The following is a 26,896-nucleotide window of genomic DNA, read 5'->3' on the forward strand; positions in this document are numbered from 1 at the left end:
GCTTCTAGTCGATGCGCGGGATCTGCGTCGTGGCATCATCGGCCTGCGGCGGCACTGGCTGTTCTGGCTGCTCAGGTTGTTCGCCGGCTAGCTTCTTTTTGCGGAAGAATTGGACATAGACCAAAAGACCAATTCCTAGCACCAGCGCGAATGCGCCGAGCCCCGCCAAGATGCCCGCCCAAAAGCTGCTCTTGGTCAGTGAGGCGGTGTAGGCGGCACCGGCAAGCGCCTCATTGTTGTGGTCCTTGCCACCCGCAGATGCGTTGGGCACCGGCGCCGTGCTTCGGTTCTCAGACTTAGAGCCCTTAGATTTGCTGTCCTTAGCCTTGCTGCTCTTGGACTTCGGGGTGGATTTGCCCGCGGATTTCTGGCCAGAACTACCGCCGGATTTGGATTGTGCAGCCTTAGAACCGCTGCGAGAGCCGCTGCTTGCCGATGCTCCCTTCGACGAGCCCCCACCCGATTTGCGCGACGCAGCACCAGAGCCGGCCCCAGAACCGTGGGCTTGGTTAGTCTTGCTCTGGCCAGAACCGCGAGCAGAGCCCTTGGTGGAGCCGGACTTCGACCCAGACTTGGAGCCTTGGTTGGACCCCTGCTTCGAACCAGAATTCTTGACTTCTTTCGAGCCTCCGGACTGGCCCTGCTTAGTTGGCTTATCGCCGGATTTATCCTTGGCGCCTTTGTCTTTCTTTTTATCGCCCTCGAGGAATTTTTGGCCTTCCTTCAGGGTATTTTCCAGCTCCTTATCCAGGCCCGCGATGGCCTTATCTACGCCTTTAATATCCTTGGCTAGCTGATTTGGGCGGGAGGTTCCGCCCGTAGGGACGCTGGCCTCAGCATCGTCGGATTCTTCGTAGTCGACACCGCACAGCTCCGCTGCATCCGCGTCATCGCCGACGAGGAATCCGGCATGCAAGTGGTGGCGGGAGCCATCGGGAAGCTCAAAAGTAAAGCTCACGGCGTAGGTGCCTGGCTTGGTAAAAGCGAAGGCAGGGTGGGCGTGGGACTTGCCGGGATAATCCCAGGCGGTGCCGTCCTCGGTATCCATCCGCACCTTGAGCTCGCCGATGCCCTCATTCTGGAAAGCTACAATGCGGCCATCCTCGGGGCCAGATGCGATGGCCATGCTGAGCGTCGCTGTCTGCTTGGACCCGAGGTAGTCCTCGGAGAGTTCCTGAGTATTAAAACCTAGCCACGGAACATCCTCAATCTGGGTTTGCGGCAGCACCCATCCTTCCTCGGGCAGGGAAGGGATGTTGAGAGCTGAAATTGGCTGCTTGTTCTTCTCCGCTACCTCGACCACGAATTCTTCCGATTGGTATTCCTTTTCTTTTTGGTCGTCTTTGACCACAAAGCTGATATCCCCGTTTTCATCCTTGAGCGCCATGTCTTGGTGGCCTTCGGTGATGCGGATAAAGTCCTCGGCGCTGCAGGTCTCTGCGGCATGCGCGGTGGCCATAACGGAAGAGGGTAGGCCCACACCGGTGAGGGTTCCCACGCTGAGGAATCCGGCGGTGCCTAGGGCAAGAGCGGTACGGCACAAGGGTTTCATGATTCGATGGTTTCCTTTCGTGGGGAGTTTTCGGAAGCGTCGGCTGGCACGCGAGGAGAAGAGTGGCCGGGTGTGCGGCGGGAGCGCAAGAAGGGATGCAGGGCCCAGACAATGAGGAAGAGGACGGTGAGCGTGAGCACGATGGTCGCGCCCGCGGGAAGATCTATGGCCCATGCCAAATAGATGCCGAAGAAGCTGCAGACGGCGCCGATGATGGCAGAGAGAAACATCATTGTGGTGAGGTTGGCCGTGAGCAGGCGCGCCGTAGCAGCCGGGGTAATCAGCAGGGCGAGGACCAAAATATTGCCGATCGTGCTTACGGAAATGACCACCGCGGCAGTCACGCACAGGTAGAGGATGATATCCAGGGCAAAGACCGGCAGGCCCATGGCCCGGGCGGTCTCCCGATCCAAGCAGGTGGCGTTTAGCTGCGGACCAAAGGCTACGACCACGGCCAGAACCACCAGACAGACGCTTGCGGCGACGCTGATATCTGTGCGCGAAACGCCGGTGAGCGATCCGAAGAGGAAGCTGTTGAGCGAGGCGCTATAGCCATCCGTGCGCGAAATAATCACCATGCCCAAGGCAAAGGCGGCGGCGAAAAAGATGCCGATGATGGAATCCGCGCGCACGTGGTTGCGTTGTGAAAACGCGGCGATGAGCACCGCGACGACCGCACCGGCAACCGCCCCGCCCAGCAAGACCGAGGTCTGCAGAGCAAAGGCGACGGCCAGGCCTGGGAACACGGCGTGCGAGACGGCATCGCCAATAAAGGCCATGCCACGCAGCACCACATAACAGCCGATGACCCCGCACACGATGGCGGCGATGAGCGAAATGCCCACCGCCCTGGCGAGGAAATCGAGGTGGGGATTGGTCAAATCCCGCAAGAAATCGATAAATGAGATATCAATCATGCAGCCACTCCAATCGCAGCGAGCAACGGGGAAGAGGCACTGACGCCAAATGCACGGGTCCACGGATCCTTGTCTGCCAAAAGCTCATCGGCGGGGCCATCCGCAATAACCGTGCGATTAAATAGCACCAGGCGCTTGCACGTGTGCGCTGCCTCCGACAGATTGTGGGTAGACATCACGATGGATTTCCCTTGCGCCGCAAGCTCGGCGAAAAGCTCTAGTAGGGCCTCGGTATTTGGGGCGTCGAGCCCGGTAAAAGGTTCATCGAGTAGTAAGACCTCCGGCTGAATGGCCAGGGCGCGGGCGATCAATACGCGCTGGCGCTGGCCGCCGGAAAGCTCCTCGATGGGTCTGGAGGCAAATTCCTCCATATGTACCAAGCGCAGCGCCTCCGCGGCGGCCGCATGGTCCTTTTTCCCAGGGCGCTTAAACCACCCGATGAGCCCGGTGCGCCCGCTGAGCACGGTGCGGTACACGTTAATGGGAAAGCCCCATTCCACCTCGTGGCGCTGCGGAACATAGCCCACGGAGCCAGTGACGGTACACGTGCCAGAGGAAGGAATAAGCCCCAAAATGGCGCGCATCAGCGTGGTTTTGCCCGCACCATTGGGGCCTAAGAGCCCAATGAATTCACCGGTGCCTACCTCGAGATTGGCATCTTCAATAACGGTGCGGCCAGATAGTGCTACCTGCAATCCGCGCACCTGAATGCACGGCTTAGGCATGGCCATCGCCCCGCTTGCGGGATTTCACGAGCACGGCAACACCGGCGATCAGCACGATGATTCCGCCGCCGACCAAAACATAAACCCATACCGGGAGGGAAGAATCCTCGGTCGTGGCCTCTGCTGGGCTCCACTCCGCATCCTGGGCTGCCTGGATATCTGCGCCGTCGCCCACAGCGAAAGTCAGCACGCCGTCGGTACTAAACTCCTCGCCGTCTGTGGTTTCACCCTTAACCCGGATGGCCACCTGGTGGGTGCCCGGCTCCGTGAAAGTCCAGTTGGCGTGAGTGTGCGTATTGAGATCTACCCAGAACTCAGACTCGCTTTTTTCTGCCGTAGACCACAGCAGCTGGGGTGCCTCAAAGCCACCGTTTTGCAAAAAGAGGGAAAAATCCCCTGGGCCGGAGTGTCCGAGGAATTCCATAGTAACGCCGCGATCGGCGTTATCGACAAGCGAAGGCGCCTGGGTATTCCACCCCAGCCACGGGACGCCGACCTGCTCAGTCTGCGGGACCACCCAGACATCCTCGCCGGATTGGGCACCGACGAAACTGAAATCTTCGGTATCCGGCAGCGTCTGCTGGGCCGCATCGCTGACCGAAAATACGAGGTCATCGAGGTGGCGCCACACCGGGGAGTCGCCCGCATCATCGCGGGCCAAAAGCTCGACATCGGAGCCGTCTAACAGCGTGCCGATATCAACGTGGCCGGCATCGATGACCTTTTCTTCGCCCTCTGGCGCAACGGTTTCATCCGCGCCAACCACTTGCGCGAGGTCGCCGGCCCAGGCGGGCGTTGCGGATAGGGCGAGGCCCGCAGTGACAATGCAGGCTGCCGTGCGAGTGGCCGCGCGGGTAACGGTACGAGAGGCAAGGTTAAGCATGGTTATCTCCATTCGAAGGATGTAGGCAACGCTGCAGCGAGTCAGCATTGAATTTCATGAGATCGATATAAGTAGGCACGGCATCATCAAGCGTGTCGCCGTAAATGGGGCACAGCTCCACGTTTTGCTGCGCGGCGGCTTCCTTCAGCGTGCTGGCGCTGGCTTGCTCCACCGGCTCCACAAAGACCGCAGGAAGGTGCAGGTTCTCCAGCGTCCGGCGCAGGGCAATGACCTCGCGTGGCGAAGGCTCAATGGCGGGATTAGGGGTAACAAACCCGGCCACCGAAAGGCTGTAGCCTTGCTCTAAGTAGGCATAGCCGTGGTGGGTGGTGACCAAGTGCCGATTACTCTGCGGGATAGACGAAATCGCGCGGTCTACGTACTCGTCCAGCTCGCGCAATTCCGCGATATAGGATTCAGCACGGGCGCGGTAATCGGCGCCGTGGGACGGATCCGCATTCGCCATTTCTTCAGCAATGACATCGACATAGGCAATGGCATTGTCCACGTTGTGCCACAAGTGTGGGTCCACCTCGCCGTGGATATGCTTACCCAAGACTGCCTGGGGGAGTAGGTACGTATCCGCGCCGGGGGTGCCCAAGAAGCGATAAGCGGGATCCGGCGGAATGGGCTGCAGGACCGAGGAGGGGACTGCCACCGCGGTATGCGCGGGATCAAAATGCTGGTCTTGATCGCGTAAATCAATAGATCCCGCTGCCACATCAGCGGCAATATCCACGTGGCCGGAATCAATGACATCCATATCCTCCGGCGGGTTCACGCCTACCGCGACGGTGAGGTGCTCTACCTCTGTGCCATCGGCCTGAAAGCCAAGCTTATAGATGCCCGGCTCAGAAAAACCCCAGGAGACGTGCGTGTGCGCATTAGCCGGGAGGGTGACCGAATCATCGCCCGCGTCGATGCCATCGGCGCTATTAAATAGCACCTCCGGCGTGCCGAAGGTCGAGACCACGTAGGCGGCGACATCGCCTGGCCCCTCGGCAGAGACCATGCGGAAATCAACGCCAGAGTTGCGCTGCTCGGCACCGCTAATGCGCAGGCCCAACCAGATGGCATCCAGGGAGACATCTTCTACCAGCGGCACGAGGGTCGCACCGCGGGTGGAGGCCGAGTCTGCGACCTCTACCACGGGCGCATCTGTGGACTCGTGCAGCGTATCTATCAGCGATTGCGGTTCCAAGAGGTATCCATTGCTCAAGGCAAGATCCGCATTGGCCACATTGCGTACCGTGCGCAGTGTGGGCTCGAAGGTGTGCGGGTCCTTTCCACTGGGGATAAGCCCGGTGACCGATGCATCCTCGCCTGCGACGTGGCGGGCGATATCCGCCAGAATGGGCGTCGTCGCCACCACGCTGAAGCGATCGGAGGTATCCACCGCTGCCGAGGTCGTGCAGCCTGCCGCAAGGAGGGAGACGCTAAAGAGCGCCCCGACGGCCTGCAGCCCGCGCGGTACGAAACGGTAGTGGGGCACTGGCATTAATTCTTTGCCCTCGCGACAGCGAGCCTTGCGATGCCCAGGCCAAGGAACAGCATGCCCAGGCCGAGCACACCGATGCCAAGCGGCATAGTGGGGGTGCCAGTATTGGCAAGAGCCGCATTGCCACCCTTACCGGATGCGTTCGCACCGGAACCGCTGGCTCCATCCTGGCCAGCGCCGGAGCCATTAGAGCCCGCGCCGGCTGCGGCGCCAACACCACAGTCGCCGCCATCTGGGGTTACTTCCGCGCCCAGGTCAAAGTGACCATTATCGAAGGCACCATCTGGCTTGCCGCCGCCCACGACAAAGTGCAGCGTTGCCTGTCCAGCTACTTGCTTGCCAGCAGAGGTCTGGGCCACCTGGCGGATGGTGACGTCGTAAGTGCCCTGCTTTTCGAAGACCCAGTTGGGGTGCACGTGGGTATTGGGCGCGATATTGTAGCTGCCTTCGACGGCGCCGTTTGCGCCGCGGAACCATTCATCGCCGACGATCTTGCCCAGGCCACCCTGGCTGTAGACCATCATGGCGCCAGGGCCCTTCATATCAACGAGCTCCCAAGTAACTTCACCTGGAATGTGCTCGCGCATGGAGGGGCTCTGGGTATTCGCGCCGAGCCATGGCACGCCATCGACCTGCGTAGAACCGATCATCCACGCTTGTCCGGCCGATACGGGTCCAACATCTTCTGGAAGCTCGACGCCGGAATTATCGGAGAGGTAGAAAGTCGCGCCATCGGCATCGCGCCACTGCGGTGGCGAGACCGTATCGTCTTTGATCTTCGGGATGATACCCGGCCGGCATTCTGGATCCGTGGACTGTCCACTACTTGCAGCGTTGCCACCTTGGCCACCCTCGGATTTGCTGTGTCCGGCGTCATTGCCGGAGTTGTCTGCATCGCCAGCACCGCCCGCAGAACGGTGAGTGGTGACGGCATCGCCGCCTTCGCCCACCTGCCAGGTATAGGTCACCGCGTTACTGGTTTGGCCGTTGGAGGAGGCTTGGACGGTCATCTCGTACGTACCAGCCTCACTGAAAGCCCAGTTGACGTGGCGGTGTGCAGGACTCGGCTGGTTAATAACCTCGCCGCTGGTGAGCTCCATCGAACCGGAATTGGTCACGGCACCGACGTTGCCGAACCCAGAGGTTTCAAAGACATAGACCGAGCCCGGCCCAGAGATATTGGTGAACTCGAAGTCAACACTGGTAAAGCCACCATCGCGTGCCGGCTGCGTATCCCAGCCCGGCCAGATGATATTTGGGTCCTGGGTTTGGGGCAGGAAGTAGGTCGATTCGCCAATCTCGGGAACGCCCTCGGTGGCATCGGACCATGCGGATTCCACTACTTGGAGCAGTACGTCATCGCCGGGGCCCTGGACGTGCGAGCCGGTGACATCTTCCTGCATAGATAGGTGCAGCTGGCCATCCGGTGCCGTGACGTAGAACGCGTCGATATGGCCAGAATCAAAGACCTCATCGAAGGCCAAGGCCGGTGTAACCGGAACGAAAAACGCGATGAGGGCGGTAATCACCGCCGCGATGATGCGGCTGCCAGGCCGGTGGGCTCTGGTGCGCGAAATGGTGTTGGTATCCATGGTTGAATTTCCTTTAAAGCGCCTGGGGTGGGGTCCCCTGAGCAGTGGATTATTAGTTAGATGCGCCAGCCAAAGCGCTCACGAATGAGATCTTGGTTGTCGCGGAAGAAGTTGTAGAAGGCCTTGAAGGTGATGCCAAGAACCGCAGGCAAGACCAGGGTCCAAGGATTAAACGATGACCCTCCGGGAGCTGACGGCTCGGACGGCTTAGACGGTTTCGAGGGCTTGGACGGCTTCTCGGAAGGTTTTTCCGATGAGGAATCGGATGGCGCAGCCGTAGAACAGGACTTCACCGCGTCATCACCAATGGCAAAGGTCAACGTCTGCGGCTCCGACGCAAGTTCTTTGCCGTCGGTGGTAGTTGCCGTATAGGTTGCCTCGAACGTGTAGATGCCCGGCTTGGTAAAAGCCCAGTGGGTATGCCTGTGCGATGCGAAGGTGGTCTCGATCGTGTGGTCGTTTTCGGCAGAATTGGCAAGGACGTCGTAACCGACACCCCTGGCCTTATCTATATATGCGCCCCACTCAGCGCCCTCTGGCGTGTGCGTGGGCTTAACGTTCAAATTGACTTTGCCATCTTTCATCTTGGAGTAATCCAATTCTTCGGTGTTATACCCCGGCCAGATGATGGCTTGGTTCTGCGTCTGCGGCAGGTGGTAGAAACGGTCACCGATATTGCCAAGGAAATCGAATTTCTTATCACCCAGCTGCTTGGAGCGGGGAGTGAGCGCGTTTTTGTGTACGCCAAGCACGACGTCATCCAACGAGCGGTCTACCGAGTTCTTATCAATTTGTCCTGTGTCATCGCGCAGGACGGTGCGGAAACCATCGTCCGTAGGAAGTGCCTTGATATCGACGTGCCCGCGGTCAAGTACCTGCTTTTCGCTGCACCGCTGAGCCTCCTCGTCCTTTGGCGGTTGAAATGGTGCCGGCGTATCGCCGGGCGCGGGTGAACCGCCGGACCCAGGCTTTCCGCCTGGGGTAGCGGTGTTATCCTCCGCGCTGGTAGAAAGCTCCTCTTTTACTTCGTAGTTTTCATCGAGTTTGTAGGACTCGGTCAGCACCGTGCTTCCGTGGCCGGCCTGGACCGTGGAGTGCGGGAAGACGTTGATTTTGGCAGTGTAGTTTTCGGAGTACCTACCGTAGGTAAAAGTGGCTTCTCCGTGGCCCTTGGTAATCGCTGCTTCCACCGAAGTAGAAGATTCCTCGTCGTTCTTGTTTTCGTAGAGACCACCAGTCATCACGCCGCTGAAGTTTTTATCATCCATGTCGATGATAATTTTGGTTCCTTCTTCACCTTGTTTGCGCATCCGCACCGTATAGCCGGTTTCTTGCAGCGTTACCTCTTCGGTAGGGGCCAGCTGGCGCGGATTCTCGGTTTCTTCCCACTTGTCTTCGGTAGTGGAAGAATCGGTTTGGGAGGGAGAGCCCGGGGTAAATTCCACCTGCTGCGAAATCCAGCGTGGCGCATCGCCTTCTGGGGTAAAGACGGCCTGGATATTAGAGGATTCTGGGCCCATGTACTCATCCCACTCGGCGTGGCCGTCGGTGACGGGCAGATCGGTGAGGAAGTAACCATCGATAAGCAGCGTAAGCGTGCCGGATGCCTTGTTCTTTGCATCGAAGGAAATGGTGGTGAGCTTATCGTCACCGTCTTTTTCCGGGTTCTGCTTTTTGTCCAGGCTCAGACTGTAGCCAGCAGCGGCGGCATCACCGGAGGAGGAGCTATCAAAGCGCTCTTTGAGGCTTGGGGTCTTTTCATCCTTTGGCTTTTGTCCGCCCACTTGGTAGCTGGTGGTCTGCGGCTCACTAGCCACGAGTTGGCCATCCGCCGTGCGCGCGGTGGTGCGAAAGGTCAAGCGATAACGGCCGGGCTTGGTAAAGAGCGTGTAGTTGTGAGTGTGGCTACCACGTTCGAGAAAAGCAGAGTGTGGTGAGTCCTCGAACGAACCCAGCATGCGATTGAGATTAGTGCCGTCTTTATCGTCCTTATTGGTAAAAAGCTCCACGTCGCCTGGGCCATCCACGCTTAAAAGGTCGAGGAAGGCGATGTTATCGCGGAAATCTTTCACGGGAAGCCCAGTGTCTGCGCCGAAACCGATCCAGATGGGTTCTTGGTTGGCGGAGGCCTGGTACGGGGCAGTGTAGTACGTGGTGCCTGGGGCGCCGATGTAATCCTGCGTACCGTTTTGCGGCAGGGAATACATAAAGTTCTGGTGGCGCTTACCGTTCTCGTCTTCGCGGGTATAGCCTTTGCCAATCCAGGCAACGGTGTCATCGATGAGCGGCGGCGTTTGGCCGGGAAATTCGGATCGCAGCAGGAAGTTGTCGTTTTCCCAAAAACTCTTGGGAGAATCGACGTGGGTTTGGGTCGCGATGTGTTTGCCATCGTCTGGACCGGCGTAGGCGGTAGCCGGGGCAATCAGCGCGATCGTGCTGAATGCGGCGATGAAGCGGATACGAGGAGAAGCCACCAGCGCGTTACCTTTCTGCAGTTGTCAGTAGTTCACCTCGAAACTATAGAAAACGATTCCCAATACTGGATAATCTTTTGAAAACCGTTCCCTTTTACCAGTGTGTTTATAATGGAACTCGTTATCATCTACCCCTTTTTGCGTGTAATAAAGTAAATGGGGACGCACTTTTGGGTGGTAGAGTCAGGCGCTGGTTTGGGCTGGTGCGGACTGTGTCCTGTGGCTCCACTACGATGGTGGCCATGACTGAAGTTCGCGTTAGATTTTGCCCTTCTCCCACTGGTACCCCGCACGTTGGCATGGTGCGCACGGCCCTGTTTAACTGGGCCTATGCCCGCCACACCGGCGGAAAATTGATTTTCCGCATCGAAGATACCGATGCTGCCCGTGACTCGGAAGAGTCCTATCAGGCCATCATTGATTCCTTGACCTGGCTCGGATTGGGCTGGGACGAGGGCGTCAATGTGGGTGGCCCGCATGAACCGTACCGGCAGTCCCAGCGCATGGACATTTATAAAGATGTGCTCAATAAGCTTATCGATGCCGGACATGTCTACCCTGCCTACTCCACCGCGGAAGAGGTAGAAGAACGGCACAAGGCAGCCGGGCGCGATCCCAAGTTGGGCTATGACAACTACGACCGCGACCTGACGCAAGAACAGATCGATGCCTTTGAGGCTGAAGGTCGCAAGCCTGTCTGGCGCCTGCGCATGCCAGACAAGGACTGGGCCTGGACCGACCTTGTGCGCGGCGAGATGTCCTTCAAATCTGAAACTCAGCCTGATTACGTGGTGGCGCGCTCCAACGGAGCTCCGCTGTACACCCTGGTTAACCCGGTAGATGACGCGCTGATGCGCATTACCCACGTACTGCGCGGCGAGGATCTTCTCTCATCCACCCCGCGCCAGCTGGCCATGTATGACGTGCTGAAGGAAATTGGCATCGCGGAATTTACCCCGGAGTTTGGTCACCTTCCCTTCGTGATGGGCGAGGGGAAGAAGAAGCTGTCCAAACGTGACCCGCAGTCTAACCTCTTCAATCACCGCGATAACGGCATCATCCCAGAAGGCATGCTCAACTACTTGTCGCTGTTGGGTTGGTCCCTGTCGGCGGATAAGGACATCTTCAGCATGGATGAGCTGATTGAGGACTTCGATGTCAATGATGTTCTGGGTAACCCCGCCCGCTTTGACCAGAAGAAGCTCGAGGCCATCAACGCCGATCATATTCGACTGCTCGAGCCCGAGGAGTTTGCCTTCCGCCTGCGCAATTACCTGACGGAGTACACGGACTTCCCAGCCGATTATGACGGTGAGAAATTCGCCTTCGCTGCGGACTTGGTGCAAACGCGCATTAAGACGCTTGCCGATGCCTATGGGCTACTCAGCTTCCTCATCACGCCCGATGCTGAGCTCACCCTGGATGAAAAAGCGGCCAAGAAGAACCTGAAGGACGATGCCGTCCAACCCCTCGAGGTGGGCATTGACACCCTTGAGGCGGTAGAGGAGTGGAAGACTGACGCTATTGAAACCGCGCTATCCAAGGCGCTCATTGAGGACCTAGAGCTAAAGCCACGCAAGGCCTACGGCGCGCTGCGTGTAGCTATTTCCGGCGCACAGGTTTCGCCACCGCTCTTTGAGTCCATGGAACTTCTGGGCAAAGAGTCCACCTTGGCGCGCCTGCGTGCTGCCCGTGAGGTAACTCCGTACACTCCTGCGGCCGAGTAATGCCGGAACCATCAGAAGCCTGACGGGGAAAGCCCGTTAAAGCGGCGGATGAACATCGAACTACACAGATGTCATCCGCCGCTTTATTTTAGCTCAAGAAAAGCGCCTAAAAATGCGAGTTGCGCTGGCGATTTGGTGCATTGGGCAACGATCATTATAGTTATAACACGTTGCAGCAAGCAAGGGAACGCAGCCGATAAGGATGCGATTCCGAGCGAGTGAGCAAATGGCCTATGGTGTAATTGGCAACACAGCGGTTTCTGGTACCGCCATTCTAGGTTCGAGTCCTGGTAGGCCAGCAGTGAAAATGCTTTTAAAGCAGGCTCACTAGTTCTATGCCCCGTTCGTCTAGAGGCCTAGGACGCCGGCCTCTCACGCCGGTAACACGGGTTCGAATCCCGTACGGGGTACAAATAAAAAGATTCCTCCAGCCACTGCGGTTGGAGGAATTTTCCGTATGTGCGCTTGCGGCTTAATCGGGACCAAAGTGGGTCTTAACTGGGGGATTTACCGGCACGAATCCCCGTACTATCTGCTGATTTGTATTGTGTTTACCCATCGTTTACTGTTTAACGAGTCCGCAGCAAGCAAGCTTTAAGCAGCACAGCTTTTGAATTGCATGCTACGTGCGAACGAGCCCCGTTCGTCTAGCGGCCTAGGACGCCGGCCTCTCACGCCGGTAACACGGGTTCAAATCCCGTACGGGGTACATATTTATGGCTGCGAGCTTTAACGCTCGCAGCCTTTTCTTTTGCCATTTTCTTTCTGCGCTTCCCAGGGCTAGAGAATTAGATTAAGCGGCGTTTAAACGGCTCTCGCTGCGCCGCATTGGGAAAAGTGCGGCGCAGCGAGGGAGGCATCGGAAAGCGCCTGCTGTAGCTGCAGCCCGCCCTTTGCGCTCACGGGGTCAGCGGGAATGGGGCTGGGTTGTGCTCCCCGTGAGCGCCAAGGGAAGGGGGGATGGGCCTGTCACTACAAAAAGAACGCCCAGAGAGCCTCTCAGGCTGCACTGGGCGTTGTTTGAAGGTGGGGAAGGCTATGCCATGACCTTTGTCTTCTTAATCGCCTTCTGGAGGCGCTTGTGGTAGTTATCCATGGCGGGGCGCAAGAACAGGCCGAGGATAAGCGCCGGGATAGCGAAGAGAAGGAGCATGCCGAGCTCGCGGAGGATATCGGCCTCGTAAATGCCGGCGATGGCGCTGCGGAACGCGTCGATGCCGTAGGTGGCTGGCAGCCACGGGCTGACATTTTGGAACCACTCCGGAAGCAGCGGCAGAGGATAGGCGCCGCCGGAACCGGAGACTTGGATAACCAAGAGCAGCACCGCGAGGGCCTTGCCCGCGCTATCGAATGTGATAACCAGTGAATATATTATCAACATAAACACCAGTGAGATTATCCACGAGGCAAAGAGCATCATGAATGGGTGCTCGGGCTCGATCTCCACGAAGAAAATCAGGCTGAGGACGGCGAAGGTGGCTTGGGCGATGCCGATGAGACCAAAGGTAAGGAAGCGGCCCAAGAAGACTTGGTTCCTGGTGAAGTGATCCTTCTTGTCGAGGTCTTCGTTCTTCTTCAAGTACTTGCGCTCGGCGTTGGTGTGCACCAGCACGCAGGCGAGCAGGGCGCCTACCCACAGCGAAAGCGTGAGGTAGAACGGCGTCATACCAACACCGAAAGAAGCAACATCGTAGATGGGCTGGCGGTCCACATTGACCGGCGAAGCGATCCGAGAGGCCAGAAGCTCGGGGTCATCGCCAATGAGATCGGCGAGCTGACTTAGGTCCCCGCCGTCGCGGATCTCATCGATCTTTTGGCTGAGTTCGCCAAAGCGACCCGCCTGATGCTGCAAGGTACCGGATAGACTTGCCGTTAGATCGCGCGCCCGCACGAGGGCATCGTTGTCATTAGAGATGGTATTGCGGATGCCTGCGATATCGCGCTTGACCGCATCAACATCGTTGGCAACCGTGCCCACGCTATCTCCCAGAGCCGCTAGCTGTGGCTTCAGATTGGAGTTATAGGAGTTGCGGGCGTTTTCGACTGCCTGCTTGGCGCTGGCAATCGCAGCTTGCGTTTGTTGCTTGGACTCCTGGGAATTCCCGCCGTTTTCGATGTTATCGGCCGTAGAAGTCAAAGAATCGTGCAACGCATTGCTCTGGGCGATGCTGGCATCCAGCTGCCCCATCACGGCCGCATAACCTGCCGCTACAGGGCCTGGAAGATCGACCTTATCGGCTTCCTTCTGGATACTGTCCTTTACGCCCTGGAAGGCTGCGGTCTGCTGTCCCACGCGGTCTGCGGCAGTGCGGAAGGTTTGGGCGGTCTGCGCGGAGGTGGCGCTAGCATTGTTCAGCAATTCCTCGATTTGTGAGGATAGGACCTCGTAGCTCTGCGTCGTCGCGGCGAGGGACGCATCCAAGGAACCAGTGGACTCATCCAGCGTGGACTTTAAGATATCAATGGGCGACTCGCCGTTGTCATTGGTGGTACTGGAAGCCTGGTTTCCCGCTTCATTCAGGATATTATTGGCTGCCTGGGTGAGCGGAATGGTGGAATCTACCAGGTTACTCAGCGCCATGACCGTGCCAGAGGCTGCATCGAGGCGCGACTGTACGGTATTGACTCGGTTGTGAACGTTATTCAGCGCGGCCTGGGTATCGCCCTCATCAAGGTACTGGTCCAGCGAGGAAATGACGCCAAGGCCCACATTGGACACAACGCGGGTAAAGGACTCGTCGATCTTCTCAATCACACCGGTAGCGCTGCGTTGGGTAATCGTGGTCGACAGCGCGTTCTTCTTCTCATTGGTATAGAGATTAAGTTTGCTTGGCTCGGTGCCTTCCACGTAGAAGGTGAGGAGGTTGGAGCTGAAATCCTTGGGCAAGACGATGCCAGCGTAGTACTCACCGGACTTGGTGCCCTCTACGGCATCATCGCTATTGGTAAGAACCCAGTTGATTTCGTCGTTGCGGCTGAGCTGGGATAAAACTTCATCGCCTAAATTGAGCTTGAGCGAAGCAAGGTCGCTTTGGTGGCCCTCATCCTCACTGGCGACGGCGATTTTGAGTTGTTTGGTATTGGCAAACGGGTCCCAGCTGGCGAGCACGTTAAAGGTGGTAAATAGCAGCGGGATAATGGCGAGGCCGAAAATGATGACGGCGGTCATTACGTTGCCACGGATGGCCTTGAGGTCATCGCGGAGAATGGTCAGGATATTGTTCATGACTTATCTCCCTTTCCGGATTCTTCGCCGTCGCCGGCGGGCTTATTAGTAGTATCGGCCTGCGATTGTGGGGTAGAAGATATTTCCGCGTGCTTATCTGACTGGACATCTTCTAGCCGATACTGATTGGGGTTTTGGCGTTGATGCTCTAGGTGCTGCTGGATTTCTTCATCGCTGAGATCCGCCAGGCGGTTATCGTGCGCAATACTTTGTTTTACGTATTCCAGCGAACAAATGACCGCGACCGCAATCAGCGCAACGAGGCACGCAATGCCGAAAAGGATCGCCTTCTGGTCCGGCATGAATCGGGAGCAAATCACGAGCGCGAGCACCAAGGCTACCCCGATGGCGATCGTGAGCTTCATCAACTGAGAATAATTCTTCCGAGCGGTCAACCACTTGGTATCCAAGCTCTTTTGGTATCCCTCGCGGTCCGCGGAGGCATACAGAAGATCGGTGAAGCGGTAGCGGCTGCCAATCAGGTGGACCTGTTCGTTGATAACGAGCCCGCCCTTGGCCAGCTCGTCATTGACCAGCATGGTGACGTTGGACAACCCGCGCCTTAAGAGGGTGCCCATGAGGTAGGCAACAACCGCCATGCCAGTCAACGCGGCGATATCGCGGATGTAATGGGTGCCGTAGAATCCGCCCACCGTCTCGCGCATGGCATCGATGCCGTAAGTAAAGGGCAAGAAGGGATGGACGGCGCGGAAGAAGTCCGGCGTCATCTCGATGGGATACAGGCCCGATGCGCCGGGAATTTGGATGAAGGCGAGGACCACCGCGATACCACGGCCCACGTGGCCAAATGTCGAGACCAAGCCATAGGTAATGCTGAGGTAGCACAGGCTGATGAATACGGAGGTAAGGACGTAAGCGGTGGCGCTGACATGCTCCACGCCGATGACCAAGTTACCGATGGACACGATTAGCGCCTGCGCAATGGCGAAAAAGCCGAGGAGCAAGAAGCGCGCGAAATAGGCCTTATTGATGGTCAGATCCCGGCGGCCCTGCGGGTCAACCTCGGCGCGGAAAATGATCAGGAGCATAAAGGCACCGATCCACAGCGTGAGGTTGATAAACAGCGAGGACATGCCGGAGCCGTAGTGCGTGACAGGGAAGACTGCATGGCTTTCCATCTCTGCGGGCGAGGAGAGGAAGGAAGACACGTGGTCTGTATCAAGACCGTTGACGGACTTCAGCACGGTGTTGTTATTAGCTGTGTTGCTCAAGGCAATAACATCGGTGCGTGCGGAACGAAGACCTTCCTCAACGCGATCCAGATCAACCGAGAAGCGCTTTACCACTTCTTGGGCGTGGGTCAACTGCTCGTCGACGCCCCCGAGAAGCCCGTCCGTTTGCCCAACCAGAGCCTTTTGGCTGTTGAGCGAGGCAGATAGGCGCCCGGCGGTAGCGGAAACATTAGAAAGTGCGGAATTCAGCTTAGGCAGGCCGTTGGACACGTCATCGCGCAGCCCGTGGGAATCATCGCGGGCCTGGGAGGCCATGGAATTGAGCAATTCCGAGGTCTTATTCAGCGAATCAAGGGTGGCGTTGGTATCGCTATTAAGGGAATCCAGCTCTCCTAATACCGCGCGGTTTTGATTGTTGCGGTCACGCAGATCAGAAACCGACTGGTTGATCTGCTGCGATATCTCTGGGGGAAGGGCTGGCAGGGCAGCGACACCGGCTAATTGGTCGATGGCTTTATCAGCCTGACCGAGGATGCCTTGGGCGCCGTCGGTGGCGGCATCGACGCGGTTGAGTGCGCCGTTTAACCGGCCGGTGACAGAGCCGATATTGGCATTGGCGTTTGCGGTGCCATCGGCAAGCGCAGTCGTGCCTTGGATATAGGCGGCGGTGGCATCGTCGGCGAAGGAAGTAACTTCCTTTTGCACCTCGTCGGTCAAGGAGGTGACCTGATTTAATGCCTGCTGCGCGTCATCAATCGTGGTCTGCACGGAGCCTAGCGCCGTGCGCGCCTGTGCGATGGTGGGACGAGCATCATCGATAGTGGCGTTGACATCCGCCAAGGAATTGCGCGAATTAGCCACGGTACCGGCGGTCTCTGAGAAGGAATTCGCGGTATTGCCGGCGGCACTATTGATCCTATCGCTGAGGTCGCCGCCAGAGTTTCTCAACTCGGTGGAAACCGATTTCGCGACGTTTTCATTAAAGGTCGCGCTAATCGTGGTTTCGAGGGTAGAAGAACCAGTGTCAGTGACCTTGGGGGCGATGGCATTGATTTTTTCATTGACCTGATACTCCAAGGTGGGCTGAGAGTACGTGCCTTGGAACAGGCTGACAAAGTCGGAAGAAAAATCCTCCGGCACGATGATGGATGCAAAAACATCGCCGGATTTCACGGCGTGCTCGGCTTCGCCGCGGTCCATAAACTGCCAGCCGAGCTTGTCGTTGTTGTGCAGCTTTTCCATCATCTGCCCGCCGACGTCAATATCGCCGGTGAGATCTGACGAGGCACCCTTGTCCTCGTTCACCACGGCTACCTTGAGGTGTTCGGTATTGCCGTAAGGATCCCAAAAACCGGAGACGTTGACCCAAGAATATAAGGCAGGGGTAACCATCAATCCGATAAGAATTACCCAGACTTGCGGCGTCCGCCACAGGCGGACGAAGTCTTGGAGAAAAAGCTTCCAACTAGTAATCACTCGAAAGACCGTAGCACCGAAACGGTGTTAACTAATAGTCAAGCAGGCAGTTTCCGCGAAATTGACAGCTTCGTCACCCCTGGGCCATCGCGCACCACACAGGAACGTGGCTAGGGTTAATAAAAGGTTAACTCACGCCGGTCCATTGCATAGAAAAGCGCCGCGATAATCCATGCATCTTAGCGGTGGATTATCGCGGCGTTAGGGCGCTGCAGGGCGCTTACTGGCGAGGCTTAGTGCTCGTCGTAGTGGTCACCGTGAGCGGCGTGGCGGTGACCGTCGTGGATGTAGTCAACGTGGTCGCCGTGCGGGACAGCAACGTGGCCGCAACCCTCGCCGTGGGTGTGGTCGCTGTGCGTTTCGGCCTCAATGTGCTCGTTTGTCTCGCACTCGTCCCAGTGGCCTTCGTGCTCGCGGTGGATGTGGCCATCGTGCACGAAGTCGGTGTGATCCTCGTGCGGGAAAGCGACGTGGCCGCAGCCTTCGCCGTGGGTGTGCTCGTGTTCAGTGTGGGTAGCGTGAGTCATAATCATGAATCCTTTCTGTGCCTTAGGCCAAAGAGTGACCTTCTCGTTTTCACTCTGTTTTCATTAAATCATGTTTTCAGTTCGGTTTCAATAGCGCGCCGGAAATTTTCGATATTTTTTCAATAGGCCATGACGGGGTCGGGTATGCAGGGGTAAGACGCGATAAAAGCCCTGGGCCGGTCGGGGGTCCAGGGCATTGGTGGGGTGTTGGGGAAGCTAGAGCAGCTCTGAAAGGTCTTGGGCGGCGGAGGTGAGCAGGTGGGCGTATTTCTTGGCGGGCGAGGGGCGAAAGCGCTCAGCAGAACCGGAGATAGATAGCGCTGCGCGAAAAACGCCGGAAGAATCGAAGACGGGGGCGGAAATGGAGGCTAGGCCCGCTTCGCGTTCTTCGATGGATTCTGCATAGCCTTGGCGGCGCGCGGCTTCTATATCGGCGGCGCTGAATTGCGCGGCGTCGAGGGGGAAGTCTACGAAGCCGGCGATGATGCGTGCTGCAGAGCCGGAGGTTAGTGGCAGTTGTCGCCCCACCGGAACCACGTTGTGTAGGCCGGACTTGGGTTCGCGGGTGGCAATGCAGGTGCGAGTGGTTCCCGTGAATTCATAGAGCTGAATGGACTCACCGGTACGGTTGAGGAGTTGGTCCATGATGGGGCCTGCGACTTCTAAGATGTGATCGCGATTGCCGGGAAGCGCTGGACCGGCCTTCCACTTTCCTTCAGGGGTACGCACGAGGATGCGGTGTGCCTCTAACGCGGTGGCTAGCCTGTGTGTCGTTGCTCGAGGTAGTCCCGTGGTTTCACATAACTCATTAAGGGTCGATGGATGGTTTGCGGCGGCCATCATGATGGCCATTGCACGATCTAGTACCTTAATGCCGGAAACTGCGCTATACTCTCCCATATAATGAAATCTACGTCCCAAATTATGAGATTTCAAGTGTGGAGTGATGTTTATGAACCAGAAGCTGACCTTGGCAGAAAAAGTATGGCGTGACCACGTTGTCCAGCAGGGCGACGCGGGCGCACCAGACCTTATCTATATTGACTTTCAACTTTTGCACGAAGTTACGAGCCCGCAGGCCTTCGATGGGCTGCGCTTGCAAGGTCGCACAATGCGACACCCAGAATTGCACCTGGCCACCGAGGACCACAACGTGCCGACGGAGGGTATTAAATCCGGCAACCTCTTAGAGATTAAAGATGAGGTATCGCGCACCCAGGTTTCTACCCTGCGCAAGAACTGCGAAGAATTTGGCGTGCGGTTGCACTCAATGGGTGATGAGCAGCAAGGCATCGTGCACACCGTTGGCCCACAGCTGGGCATTACCCAGCCCGGCATGACTATTGTGTGCGGTGATTCGCATACCTCGACCCACGGTGCATTCGGCTCCATTGCCATGGGCATTGGTACCTCAGAAGTAGAGCACGTCATGGCCACCCAGACGCTTTCTTTGAAGCCATTTAAGACGATGGCCATCGAAGTCACCGGCGAATTGCAGGAAGGCGTCTCCGCAAAGGACCTTATTCTGGCCATCATCGCCAAGATTGGCACCGGCGGCGGCCAGGGCTACATCATCGAATATCGCGGTGAAGCTATCCGCAAGATGTCCATGGAAGCCCGCATGACCATCTGCAATATGTCCATCGAGGCCGGCGCGCGTGCCGGTATGGTCGCACCCGATGAAACGACGTTTGAGTACGTCAAGGGTCGCGAGTTCGCCCCAAAGGGCGCCGACTGGGATAAAGCGGTGGATTACTGGAAGACGCTGCCTACTGACGATGGCGCCGAATTCGATCGCTTCGTAGAAATCGACGGATCAGCCCTGACGCCATTTGTCACGTGGGGAACGAACCCGGGCCAAGGCTTGCCGCTGGGCGAAACCGTACCGGATCCGGAAGACTGCGGCGATGATAATTCCAAGGCCACGGTGAAAAAAGCCTTGGAGTACATGGACTTGCAACCAGGCACCCCACTGCGCGATATCAAGATAGATACCGTCTTCGTGGGGTCGTGCACCAATGCTCGCATCGAGGATCTGCGCGCTGCCGCTGAGGTGGTCAAGGGTCGCACCATTGACGCCAATACGCGCATGATCGTGGTTCCTTCCTCCGCGGTGGTTAAGGCCGATGCGGAAAAGGAGGGCCTTGACCAGATTTTCCAGGAATTCGGTGCAGAGTGGCGCACTGCGGGTTGTTCCATGTGCTTGGGCATGAACCCTGACCAACTGAAGCCAGGGGAGCGGTCCGCATCCACATCCAACCGTAACTTTGAAGGCCGACAGGGCCCTGGCGGGCGAACCCACCTCGTTTCCCCACAGGTTGCCGCCGCTACCGCCGTCACCGGATACCTGTCCAGCCCGGCTGACCTGAAATAAGCACGCGAGAAAGGTTGAAATAATGGAGAAATTTATCACCCATACCGGCACGGGAGTCCCGCTGCGGGCGTCCAACGTGGATACTGACCAAATCATTCCCGCGCGCTACCTCAAATCGGTCAAGCGCACAGGCTTTGCGGAAGGCCTGTTTTCCAACTGGCGCTCTGATTCCACCTTCGTACTTAACCAAGAGCAGTTCAAAGACGGCTCCGTCCTCTTTGCCGGCCGCGACTTCGGTACCGGTTCCTCCCGAGAGCACGCAGTATGGGCCTTGCGCGAATACGGCTTCAAGGCTGTCTTCTCCTCGCGTTTTGCGGATATCTTCCGCGGTAACTCGGGAAAGTCTGGTCTGCTTACTGGGCTGATGGAACAAGAAGACATCGAGCTTATTTGGAAGCAGTTGGAAGCCGGGGAAACCAAAGTCACGGTCGATCTGGAGGCACGCACCGTTCAGGTTGGTGAAAACACCTACTCATTCGACATTGATGAATACACGCGCTGGCGCCTGATGGAAGGCCTCGATGACATCGGCATCACCCTGCGCAATGAAGAGGCCATCACGAGTTTCGAGCACTCTCGCGCCAGCTTCAAGCCCGCGGTGCACGCGGAATAATCCAGCAGGTGCGCCCCACACTTTGGCGGGGGCGCACACCACCGCACCCGTGAACTGGGGTAGCGGTGGGGCAATGGACGAGTGACAAATATCAGCGGCGAAAGCGTAAAGCCGGGTTTATCCATTATGCTCTGCGGTATGACTTCGCCTTATTCTGGGTCACGCGACCATGATGGATACAATCACTACTCCCAACAGCCCTACTCAGGTGGGAAACCAGGGAATTTTAGTGAGCCATCCGCTACAGGCGGCATCGATGCCGTCAGCATTTTTGGCGATAGTTTCCGCTATTTCGGCCGCAATTGGGCGCAGTGGCTTTTTGCCCCACTCGTGCAGATGGTCGTCCTTTTTGTTGCATACCTCATCATCGCCGTAGGCTTTGCCGCCGGTGGCGGCTCCATTTCCCTCGGCGTACTGGGCCTGTTATTACTCGCCCTCGCGGTAGTAGCTTTGTTAATCGTCTGTCTGTGGGCAACTGCAATCTGGTGCCAAGCCGCTAATAAGCAGGTCAATGGCCAGGATTTGATATTCGGGGATTTCTTCACGTTCAAAGGTATGGGCGGCATCATGCTGGCTTACCTCGTCACCAGCGTGGTCATCGGTATCGGCTTCGTTCTGCTGGTAATTCCCGGACTTTTCGCCCTGTTCTTCTGGTGGTGGGTCCCAGCCGTCAAGGCAGCACGCCCTGACCTAGGCCTAGGGGCCTGCTTTAAGCTTTCCACGGAGATCGCAAAGAGGAACATCGGTACCACCTTGCTGGTCGGTATCGCGCTCATCATTCTCCAAATGGCGCTAGGCTCAACCGTGGTGGGCTTCGTCGTGCTGCCGGGGCTCATGGCCTTAGCCCCTATCCTTTTCGTGCGCCGCAATCTCGGCATGCGCGGCTAAGGGCTAAGGGCTAGGGGCTCGCGCGGCTCAAGCTATCTAGCGCACCGGCAGGGGGCTGGGAAGATAATCGGCGCCGGTTAATTCACCGTTATTGAAGGACAAGACCCACACCGAGGCCTTTTTAAACTTCAATTCGTCCTGCGGCTTCTTGAGGAATTGCGGCGCTAAATCCTCGATGATGCCGGGGATGGTTTGTCCTTGGCTGATAATGACCGGCACCCCGCCGTCTTCTACAACGCGGCGGAAAGCCTTCTTGGCGGCCGCCGGGTTCTTTTCCCACGCCTCGTCGCCAAAGTCTTTATTAATGGCAATGTCTTTACCCAGTTCATCGGCAAGCGGCGCGGCGGTTTGCTGGCACCGATGTGGGCGAGCGGAATAGATCGCGGTGGGATGGAAGGCGGCCAGCATGGGCACGAGCATTTCTGCTTGGCGGCGGCCCTTCTTATCCAAAGGCCGCAGGTTGTCATCGCCCTCCCACTTCTTTCGGTCATGGGCGTGGGCGTGGCGCACATACAATACCCGCGTTGTGGGGGCCAACTGCAAACGCTTTTGTGCCTTGGCGACGACGTCGGCGTCAACGTCATAAGACAAAAGTTGTTGTGCCTGGTCAATGGGAACCCAGCGCAGCTCATCGGTCTCATCATTGGGCGTGTACGTACCGCTGAGGTAAAACGCCGCCCAATAATAGACTACCTTGGTGCGCCCCTGCACGGGGTAGGTGACCTTGCCAATCAACTTGCCCAGGCGCACGTGAAAGCCAGTTTCTTCCTCGATCTCCCGCGCCGCGGTAGTAGGCAGCGATTCGCCCGGGTCCACCTTTCCCTTGGGCAGGGACCAATCGTCATAATGCGGGCGGTGGATGAGTGCGATTTCAGGGTTCGCGGCGTCGCCCCGCCAAACTACCGCGCCGGCGGCAAGGGTAGTGCGGGGAAATTCTTTGGCGGGATCCACCGGAATTTCTTGGTGCCGGCCGGAAATGAATTTTTCGGACTTTTTATCTTTATCGGTCTCGTGCATCTTCTTCGCGCTCGGCATAGCTTTTCGTGCCTTTCTTCGGTGAGTTAAAAATCGGCATTAACCTCATGATCATTGTTCCACGCGGGAGATCCCTGCCGCATCCTTGCCACGCCCAGAGTGATAAATGCCTTAAGGTGGAAATAATAGGAAAAACGTTTGGAGGAAGCCATGGTAAATGTAGCGGTGATGGGTGCCGGTTCCTGGGGCACCACCCTGGCCAAGGTATTCGCGGACGCAGGAAATGATGTCACCCTGTGGGCGCGACGGACCGAGCTGGCGGACGCGATCAATAAAACGCACACCAACCCGGATTATTTGCCGGATATTCACCTTCCCGCGGCGCTGCGCGCCACACACGACGAAGCAGAGGCGCTTTCCGGCGCGGATATCGTGGTCTTCGGCGTGCCATCGCAGTCTCTGCGCGCCAACGTGGAACGGTGGGCGCCCGCATTGCCTGAGGATTCCACGCTGGTTTCCATTTCCAAGGGCGTAGAGACCAGCACGCTAAAGCGCATGAGTGAAGTTATCGTGGACGCGGCAGGCGTGGATCCGCAGCGCGTGGCGGTGCTATCTGGACCCAACCTGGCTAAAGAAGTAGCGCAGGGGCAGGTTGCGGCTACGGTCATCGCCTGCACTGACGAAGAGCGCGCCAAGGCAGTACAGGCGGCCATCGCCGCACCCTACTTGCGGCCCTACACAAATACCGATGTCATCGGCGCTGAAATCGGTGGTGCTTGCAAAAACGTCATCGCCTTGGCCTGCGGCATGGCCTCAGGCAAGGGGCTGGGCAATAACACCATGGCCACGATGATCACCCGCGGCCTAGCGGAAATTACCCGCCTTGGCACGGCATTGGGCGCGGAGCCTTTCACTTTTTCCGGCTTGGCGGGTTTGGGCGATTTGGTGGCCACGTGTAACTCCACGCTCTCGCGCAATAGAGCCTTCGGTTATCGCCTCGGTCAAGGTGGTAGCCTTGAAGAAGCGAAGGCGGCCACCAATGGCCAAGTAGCAGAGGGTGTGTTTTCTTCGGATTCCATCTTCCGCCTGGCCCAGCAGGCTGGGGTAGAGATGCCCATTACGGAAGCCGTCTACGGTGTGTGCCATCAGGGTATGGCGGTAGACGATATGATTATCGCCCTTATGGGTCGCTCCAAGAAGTCGGAGTAGCAGAAAGGTAAAATCATCGCCCATGACTGAAAAGACCCGCGTGGCCGTCCTTTACGGTGGCCGCAGTACCGAGCACTCCGTGTCCTGCGTATCTGCAGGCGCAATTATGAAGCACCTCGATCCGGAAAAATTCGAGGTGGTGCCCATTGGCATTACCCGCGAGGGCACGTGGACGCCGGGCGATACCGAGGGGCTAGAAATCGTCGACGGCGTCATGCCTGAGGTCAAGCGCGGCACGGAATTGGCGCTTTCTGCGGATCCTTGGCGCAAGGGCGAAATCCGCACGATTAGTGATGGATCGCTGTATGCACACGTTGACATTATTTTTCCTATTCTCCATGGACCTTATGGCGAAGACGGCACCATGCAGGGGCTTTTTGAGCTCTCCGGCATCCCTTATGTGGGCCCTGGTGTATTGGCGTCCTCGGTGGGAATGGACAAGGAATTTACTAAGAAGATTCTATCCGCAGCGGGCCTGCCAGTGGCACCAGAGGTTATTGTCCAAGGGCGAACGGAATTAACCGCAGAGGAAAAAGACAGCCTCGGCCTGCCGGTCTTCGTCAAACCCGCCCGCGGGGGCTCTTCAATTGGAGTATCCAAGGTGAGCGACTGGGTAGATTTCCCAGAAGCTGTACGCATTGCCCTGGAAGACGATGACAAGATTTTGGTCGAGCCAGAGATCGTCGGCCGCGAGGTGGAAGTCGGCGTCCTGCAATACCCGGATGGCGAGCTGATTGCCTCAGTGCCGGCCCTGCTCAAGGGCATAGATGACTCCGATGAGGGCTTCTATGGTTTTGAGACCAAGTACCTAGATAACGTGGTCACGGCCCAGATTCCCGCGCCTTTCCCAGAAGAACTCACGGCGCAATTGCGCGAAATGGCGATTCGGGCCTTTAGGGCGCTCAACTGCGCAGGCCTGTCCCGCGTGGATTTCTTCGTCACCGAAGATGGCCTGTACATCAATGAGGTAAACACCCTGCCGGGATTTACGCCGATTTCCATGTACCCGCAGGTGTTGGCGGCCTCTGGCGTGGATTATCCCACGCTGCTTGAGGTCCTCATTGCCCGCGCCCAAGTCCGTACCGCGTAAGCCCGTACCGCGTAAGCCCGTACCGCGTAAGCCCGTACCGCGTAACGTCGCGGTACGGCAGTCACGCTGGTTTTACCTTTCTGGAATGTGCTCCGCGGTGATATCGCTGAGGGCCACCAATGCTGCCTGCGCGGAATCCTGCGGGGCGTGCAGCGCCAGGTAATTCTCGCGGCCTAGCGCAAACCAGGTTCCTGCGGTCGTGCCTTGGGCTAGGGTCGTATCTTCAAACCAGGCAATATCGTTGACCTGCTGGAGTTGCACGCCTGCCTCGTAATTTTCCGGCTGGGCGATGCCACAGCGCGCGACGATGTCCTCGTGCCCCTCAGAGCTCCACACGTAGGTGTCCTTATCGTCCACATCGCGGCGGTGGTAGCCATCCGCAATCTCATCCGGTAATGCCTTTTCTACCGCGGTACAGCGGTCATTTTTTGCCGCCTTAAGATCGCGCAAGGGCGCCGGGTGGGTCTCGGCCGTCTTGTTCTTCAGGGTGGCAACCGCCTCGTTGAGGTCCTGCGGTTTTTCATCATTAAAGGTCGTTACCGCCACGATGGGAAAGCGCTGGGTCGAATACCAGGTAGAGAGGTTAGAACCAGAGGTCGCATCCTTGACCTTGAACCACTGTTCACCGTCGACATCTTGCGTCGTGGAGTAATCGGTGTACTGGAAGGGCATGGCAACACCGCAGCGCGCCGTCACCTTTTCCTGGGAATTAGCGGCCCAGGCGGCAACGCCAGCGGGGACGGGCTCTGCAATATCGGCGCGCGGTTGGCCCATGGCTTCATCGGGAAGCGCATGCACAAAGTCCGTGCACGCCTGCGAATCGGCCTCCGGGGAATCGACCGGGGAGACCGCCACGGGGGCCTTGGCTGTGTTTGTGAATACGTATTTCGCGCCGAAAAGGACCGCTAAAACCATCACTATGGACAACCCAAGTGAAATGAAGATCGCGGTGCGGTTAAATTGGGATGTCATAGGGGCTCATTTTATCGAAAGGATGCCGGTGAACTTAAGTCAGACTCTCGCAGACGTGGGGGAGCAGGCGGTGATTCGAGAAATCACAGCGGCTGCCCCCAGCAGCTTGAATGGCGATGATGCTGCTGTGCTTTTCGCGGCACCGCCCAATTCACGCACGGTGGCTTCTACCGACCTGATGGTAGATGGCCGGCACTTCCTGCGGGAATGGTCCACCCCGCGCGAAATAGGCAAAAAGGCCATCCTGCGCAACTTCGCCGATATCGAAGCCATGGGAGCGCGCCCAGTGGCGGCCCTTCTAGCCATCGCCGCACCGGGTGATACGCCGGTGAGTTTTGTCAGGGGCGTGGCTAAGGGCATCGCCGAGCATTGCTCTTTTTACAACGCCGAGCTGGTGGGCGGAGATATTACGAAATCGGACCTGCTAGTTATCAACATCACCGCCATCGGCTTTTTGGGTGGCAGCCGGGCCGCGTTGACCCTTGATGCGGCGCGCGCGGGCCAGAAGGTCGTAGCCCACGGCGAGATTGGCCATGCGGCGGCGGGGCTGTCCCTGCTGCAGCGGTTTGGCCGCGATCTTCCCGCAGAGCATGCGGATTTGTACCCGCTTATTGATGCCCACTGCGCCCCGTGGCTCAGCCCCGGCCGCGGAGTTATCGCCCGCGCCGCCGAGGTTACGGCCATGACCGATAATTCCGATGGCCTCATCCACGACTGTGGGACCATGGCGGAGCGCTCCGGGGTGCACATCGATTTGGATGCCGATGCCATCCAGCCCGATCCGCTCTTGCACGCCGCGGCCGCCGCCCTCGATTGCGATCCGTGGCAGTGGGTCCTGGCTGGCGGCGAAGACCATACCCTGATTGGAACCACCGCAAAGCAGGCGCCTTCGGGGTTCCGGGAAATCGGCACCGTCTCGCGCGGCAGCGGCGTTACGGTGGATGGTAAACAACCCCGTTATGTAGAAGGGTGGGCAGGATTTTAG

Annotated in this window: 20 protein-coding genes and 3 tRNA genes; 10 read left to right on the forward strand and 13 right to left on the reverse strand. The window is 57.9% G+C overall.

The window, feature by feature from the left end; translation table 11 throughout:
• Positions 1–4: 4 nt before the first annotated feature.
• Genes ABRP88_RS04080 through ABRP88_RS04110 form a run of 7 tightly spaced genes read right to left on the reverse strand, consistent with a single transcriptional unit; the run spans position 5 to position 9,641 of the window.
• Positions 5–1,552, reverse strand: a complete 1,548-nt coding sequence (locus tag ABRP88_RS04080; protein WP_349836280.1) for a choice-of-anchor M domain-containing protein — start codon at positions 1,550–1,552, stop codon at positions 5–7.
• Positions 1,549–2,469, reverse strand: a complete 921-nt coding sequence (locus tag ABRP88_RS04085; protein WP_349836283.1) for an anchored repeat-type ABC transporter permease subunit — start codon at positions 2,467–2,469, stop codon at positions 1,549–1,551. Before ABRP88_RS04085 ends, ABRP88_RS04080 begins: the two co-directional genes overlap by 4 nt.
• Positions 2,466–3,200 carry an anchored repeat-type ABC transporter ATP-binding subunit gene (locus tag ABRP88_RS04090; RefSeq protein ID WP_349836285.1) on the reverse strand — a complete coding sequence of 245 codons (735 nt, stop codon included), beginning with the start codon at positions 3,198–3,200 and terminating at the stop codon, positions 2,466–2,468. Before ABRP88_RS04090 ends, ABRP88_RS04085 begins: the two co-directional genes overlap by 4 nt.
• Positions 3,187–4,077, reverse strand: coding sequence for a choice-of-anchor M domain-containing protein (locus ABRP88_RS04095; protein ID WP_349836288.1), 891 nt, complete (start codon positions 4,075–4,077; stop codon positions 3,187–3,189). The genes ABRP88_RS04090 and ABRP88_RS04095 overlap by 14 nt, the downstream gene beginning before the upstream one ends.
• The gene (locus tag ABRP88_RS04100; protein ID WP_349836290.1) at positions 4,070–5,575 is read right to left on the reverse strand and encodes an anchored repeat ABC transporter, substrate-binding protein; all 1,506 of its coding nucleotides are present in this window, start codon (positions 5,573–5,575) and stop codon (positions 4,070–4,072) included. Before ABRP88_RS04100 ends, ABRP88_RS04095 begins: the two co-directional genes overlap by 8 nt.
• Positions 5,575–7,167 (reverse strand): choice-of-anchor M domain-containing protein, encoded by a 1,593-nt coding sequence (locus tag ABRP88_RS04105; protein WP_349836292.1) that lies wholly within the window; start codon positions 7,165–7,167, stop codon positions 5,575–5,577. The genes ABRP88_RS04100 and ABRP88_RS04105 overlap by 1 nt, the downstream gene beginning before the upstream one ends.
• Positions 7,168–7,223: 56 nt before the next feature.
• Positions 7,224–9,641, reverse strand: a complete 2,418-nt coding sequence (locus tag ABRP88_RS04110) for a choice-of-anchor M domain-containing protein (RefSeq protein ID WP_349836293.1) — start codon at positions 9,639–9,641, stop codon at positions 7,224–7,226.
• Between the two features lie 233 nt (positions 9,642–9,874).
• On the opposite strand from ABRP88_RS04110, the gene gltX reads away from it, so the two are divergent.
• The 4 genes from gltX to ABRP88_RS04130 all read left to right on the forward strand — a co-directional run bounded on the left by gltX (position 9,875) and on the right by ABRP88_RS04130 (position 12,077).
• Positions 9,875–11,368, forward strand: coding sequence for a glutamate--tRNA ligase (gene gltX / locus ABRP88_RS04115; protein WP_349836294.1), 1,494 nt, complete (start codon positions 9,875–9,877; stop codon positions 11,366–11,368).
• A 227-nt stretch (positions 11,369–11,595) separates the two neighbouring features.
• A tRNA-Gln gene (locus ABRP88_RS04120) sits at positions 11,596–11,667 on the forward strand.
• A 38-nt stretch (positions 11,668–11,705) separates the two neighbouring features.
• Positions 11,706–11,778 (forward strand) — tRNA-Glu (locus tag ABRP88_RS04125).
• A gap of 226 nt (positions 11,779–12,004) precedes the next feature.
• Positions 12,005–12,077 (forward strand) — tRNA-Glu (locus ABRP88_RS04130).
• A 327-nt stretch (positions 12,078–12,404) separates the two neighbouring features.
• Here ABRP88_RS04130 and ABRP88_RS04135 read toward each other — a convergent pair.
• The 4 genes from ABRP88_RS04135 to ABRP88_RS04150 form a co-directional block, all read right to left on the reverse strand.
• Positions 12,405–14,594, reverse strand: coding sequence for a YhgE/Pip domain-containing protein (locus ABRP88_RS04135; protein ID WP_284782968.1), 2,190 nt, complete (start codon positions 14,592–14,594; stop codon positions 12,405–12,407).
• Complete coding sequence (locus ABRP88_RS04140) at positions 14,591–17,263, reverse strand: YhgE/Pip domain-containing protein (protein WP_349836296.1); 2,673 nt, start codon at positions 17,261–17,263, stop codon at positions 14,591–14,593. The genes ABRP88_RS04135 and ABRP88_RS04140 overlap by 4 nt, the downstream gene beginning before the upstream one ends.
• A gap of 233 nt (positions 17,264–17,496) precedes the next feature.
• Positions 17,497–17,790, reverse strand: coding sequence for a hypothetical protein (locus ABRP88_RS04145; RefSeq protein ID WP_284770527.1), 294 nt, complete (start codon positions 17,788–17,790; stop codon positions 17,497–17,499).
• A gap of 216 nt (positions 17,791–18,006) precedes the next feature.
• Entirely contained in the window at positions 18,007–18,690 is a 684-nt protein-coding gene (locus ABRP88_RS04150) for an IclR family transcriptional regulator (protein ID WP_349836297.1), read from the reverse strand.
• A gap of 52 nt (positions 18,691–18,742) precedes the next feature.
• Here ABRP88_RS04150 and leuC point away from each other — a divergent pair, with 52 nt between their 5' ends.
• The 3 genes from leuC (at position 18,743) to ABRP88_RS04165 (ending at position 21,665) form a co-directional block, all read left to right on the forward strand.
• Complete coding sequence (leuC, locus tag ABRP88_RS04155) at positions 18,743–20,164, forward strand: 3-isopropylmalate dehydratase large subunit (RefSeq protein ID WP_349836299.1); 1,422 nt, start codon at positions 18,743–18,745, stop codon at positions 20,162–20,164.
• A gap of 22 nt (positions 20,165–20,186) precedes the next feature.
• Positions 20,187–20,777, forward strand: coding sequence for a 3-isopropylmalate dehydratase small subunit (leuD, locus tag ABRP88_RS04160; protein WP_349836300.1), 591 nt, complete (start codon positions 20,187–20,189; stop codon positions 20,775–20,777).
• A gap of 138 nt (positions 20,778–20,915) precedes the next feature.
• The gene (locus tag ABRP88_RS04165) at positions 20,916–21,665 is read left to right on the forward strand and encodes a hypothetical protein (protein ID WP_349836302.1); all 750 of its coding nucleotides are present in this window, start codon (positions 20,916–20,918) and stop codon (positions 21,663–21,665) included.
• A 36-nt stretch (positions 21,666–21,701) separates the two neighbouring features.
• Here ABRP88_RS04165 and ABRP88_RS04170 read toward each other — a convergent pair whose 3' ends face one another.
• Entirely contained in the window at positions 21,702–22,700 is a 999-nt protein-coding gene (locus tag ABRP88_RS04170) for an NUDIX hydrolase (protein WP_284770522.1), read from the reverse strand.
• Positions 22,701–22,850: 150 nt separating this feature from the next.
• On the opposite strand from ABRP88_RS04170, the gene ABRP88_RS04175 reads away from it, so the two are divergent.
• Complete coding sequence (locus ABRP88_RS04175; protein ID WP_349836303.1) at positions 22,851–23,849, forward strand: NAD(P)H-dependent glycerol-3-phosphate dehydrogenase; 999 nt, start codon at positions 22,851–22,853, stop codon at positions 23,847–23,849.
• Positions 23,850–23,871: 22 nt separating this feature from the next.
• On the forward strand, positions 23,872–24,939 hold the full coding sequence (locus tag ABRP88_RS04180; RefSeq protein ID WP_349836305.1) for a D-alanine--D-alanine ligase family protein: 1,068 nt from the start codon (positions 23,872–23,874) through the stop codon (positions 24,937–24,939).
• A 72-nt stretch (positions 24,940–25,011) separates the two neighbouring features.
• Here the strand turns inward: ABRP88_RS04180 and ABRP88_RS04185 are convergent, their stop codons facing one another.
• Entirely contained in the window at positions 25,012–25,911 is a 900-nt protein-coding gene (locus ABRP88_RS04185; RefSeq protein WP_349836306.1) for a DUF3515 domain-containing protein, read from the reverse strand.
• Here ABRP88_RS04185 and ABRP88_RS04190 point away from each other — a divergent pair.
• Positions 25,859–26,896, forward strand: coding sequence for a thiamine-phosphate kinase (locus tag ABRP88_RS04190; RefSeq protein ID WP_349836308.1), 1,038 nt, complete (start codon positions 25,859–25,861; stop codon positions 26,894–26,896). The two genes, ABRP88_RS04185 and ABRP88_RS04190, sit on opposite strands and share 53 nt — an antisense overlap.

It is taken from the genome of Corynebacterium sp. KPL2734, assembly GCF_040225595.1.
GTDB classification, from domain to species: domain Bacteria; phylum Actinomycetota; class Actinomycetes; order Mycobacteriales; family Mycobacteriaceae; genus Corynebacterium; species Corynebacterium rhinophilum.

Bases quoted from the DNA above. Each gene is read 5' to 3' on its own strand.
- ABRP88_RS04080 (WP_349836280.1), bottom strand. From the start codon at position 1,552: ATGAAACCCTTGTGCCGTACCGCTCTTGCCCTAGGCACCGCCGGATTC.
- ABRP88_RS04085 (WP_349836283.1), bottom strand. From the start codon at position 2,469: ATGATTGATATCTCATTTATCGATTTCTTGCGGGATTTGACCAATCCC.
- ABRP88_RS04090 (WP_349836285.1), bottom strand. From the start codon at position 3,200: ATGGCCATGCCTAAGCCGTGCATTCAGGTGCGCGGATTGCAGGTAGCA.
- ABRP88_RS04095 (WP_349836288.1), bottom strand. From the start codon at position 4,077: ATGCTTAACCTTGCCTCTCGTACCGTTACCCGCGCGGCCACTCGCACG.
- ABRP88_RS04100 (WP_349836290.1), bottom strand. From the start codon at position 5,575: ATGCCAGTGCCCCACTACCGTTTCGTACCGCGCGGGCTGCAGGCCGTC.
- ABRP88_RS04105 (WP_349836292.1), bottom strand. From the start codon at position 7,167: ATGGATACCAACACCATTTCGCGCACCAGAGCCCACCGGCCTGGCAGC.
- gltX (WP_349836294.1), top strand. From the start codon at position 9,875: ATGGTGGCCATGACTGAAGTTCGCGTTAGATTTTGCCCTTCTCCCACT.
- ABRP88_RS04135 (WP_284782968.1), bottom strand. From the start codon at position 14,594: ATGAACAATATCCTGACCATTCTCCGCGATGACCTCAAGGCCATCCGT.
- ABRP88_RS04145 (WP_284770527.1), bottom strand. From the start codon at position 17,790: ATGACTCACGCTACCCACACTGAACACGAGCACACCCACGGCGAAGGC.
- ABRP88_RS04150 (WP_349836297.1), bottom strand. From the start codon at position 18,690: ATGGGAGAGTATAGCGCAGTTTCCGGCATTAAGGTACTAGATCGTGCA.
- leuC (WP_349836299.1), top strand. From the start codon at position 18,743: ATGAACCAGAAGCTGACCTTGGCAGAAAAAGTATGGCGTGACCACGTT.
- leuD (WP_349836300.1), top strand. From the start codon at position 20,187: ATGGAGAAATTTATCACCCATACCGGCACGGGAGTCCCGCTGCGGGCG.
- ABRP88_RS04165 (WP_349836302.1), top strand. From the start codon at position 20,916: ATGACTTCGCCTTATTCTGGGTCACGCGACCATGATGGATACAATCAC.
- ABRP88_RS04170 (WP_284770522.1), bottom strand. From the start codon at position 22,700: ATGCCGAGCGCGAAGAAGATGCACGAGACCGATAAAGATAAAAAGTCC.
- ABRP88_RS04175 (WP_349836303.1), top strand. From the start codon at position 22,851: ATGGTAAATGTAGCGGTGATGGGTGCCGGTTCCTGGGGCACCACCCTG.
- ABRP88_RS04180 (WP_349836305.1), top strand. From the start codon at position 23,872: ATGACTGAAAAGACCCGCGTGGCCGTCCTTTACGGTGGCCGCAGTACC.
- ABRP88_RS04190 (WP_349836308.1), top strand. From the start codon at position 25,859: ATGGACAACCCAAGTGAAATGAAGATCGCGGTGCGGTTAAATTGGGAT.
- ABRP88_RS04185 (WP_349836306.1), bottom strand. From the start codon at position 25,911: ATGACATCCCAATTTAACCGCACCGCGATCTTCATTTCACTTGGGTTG.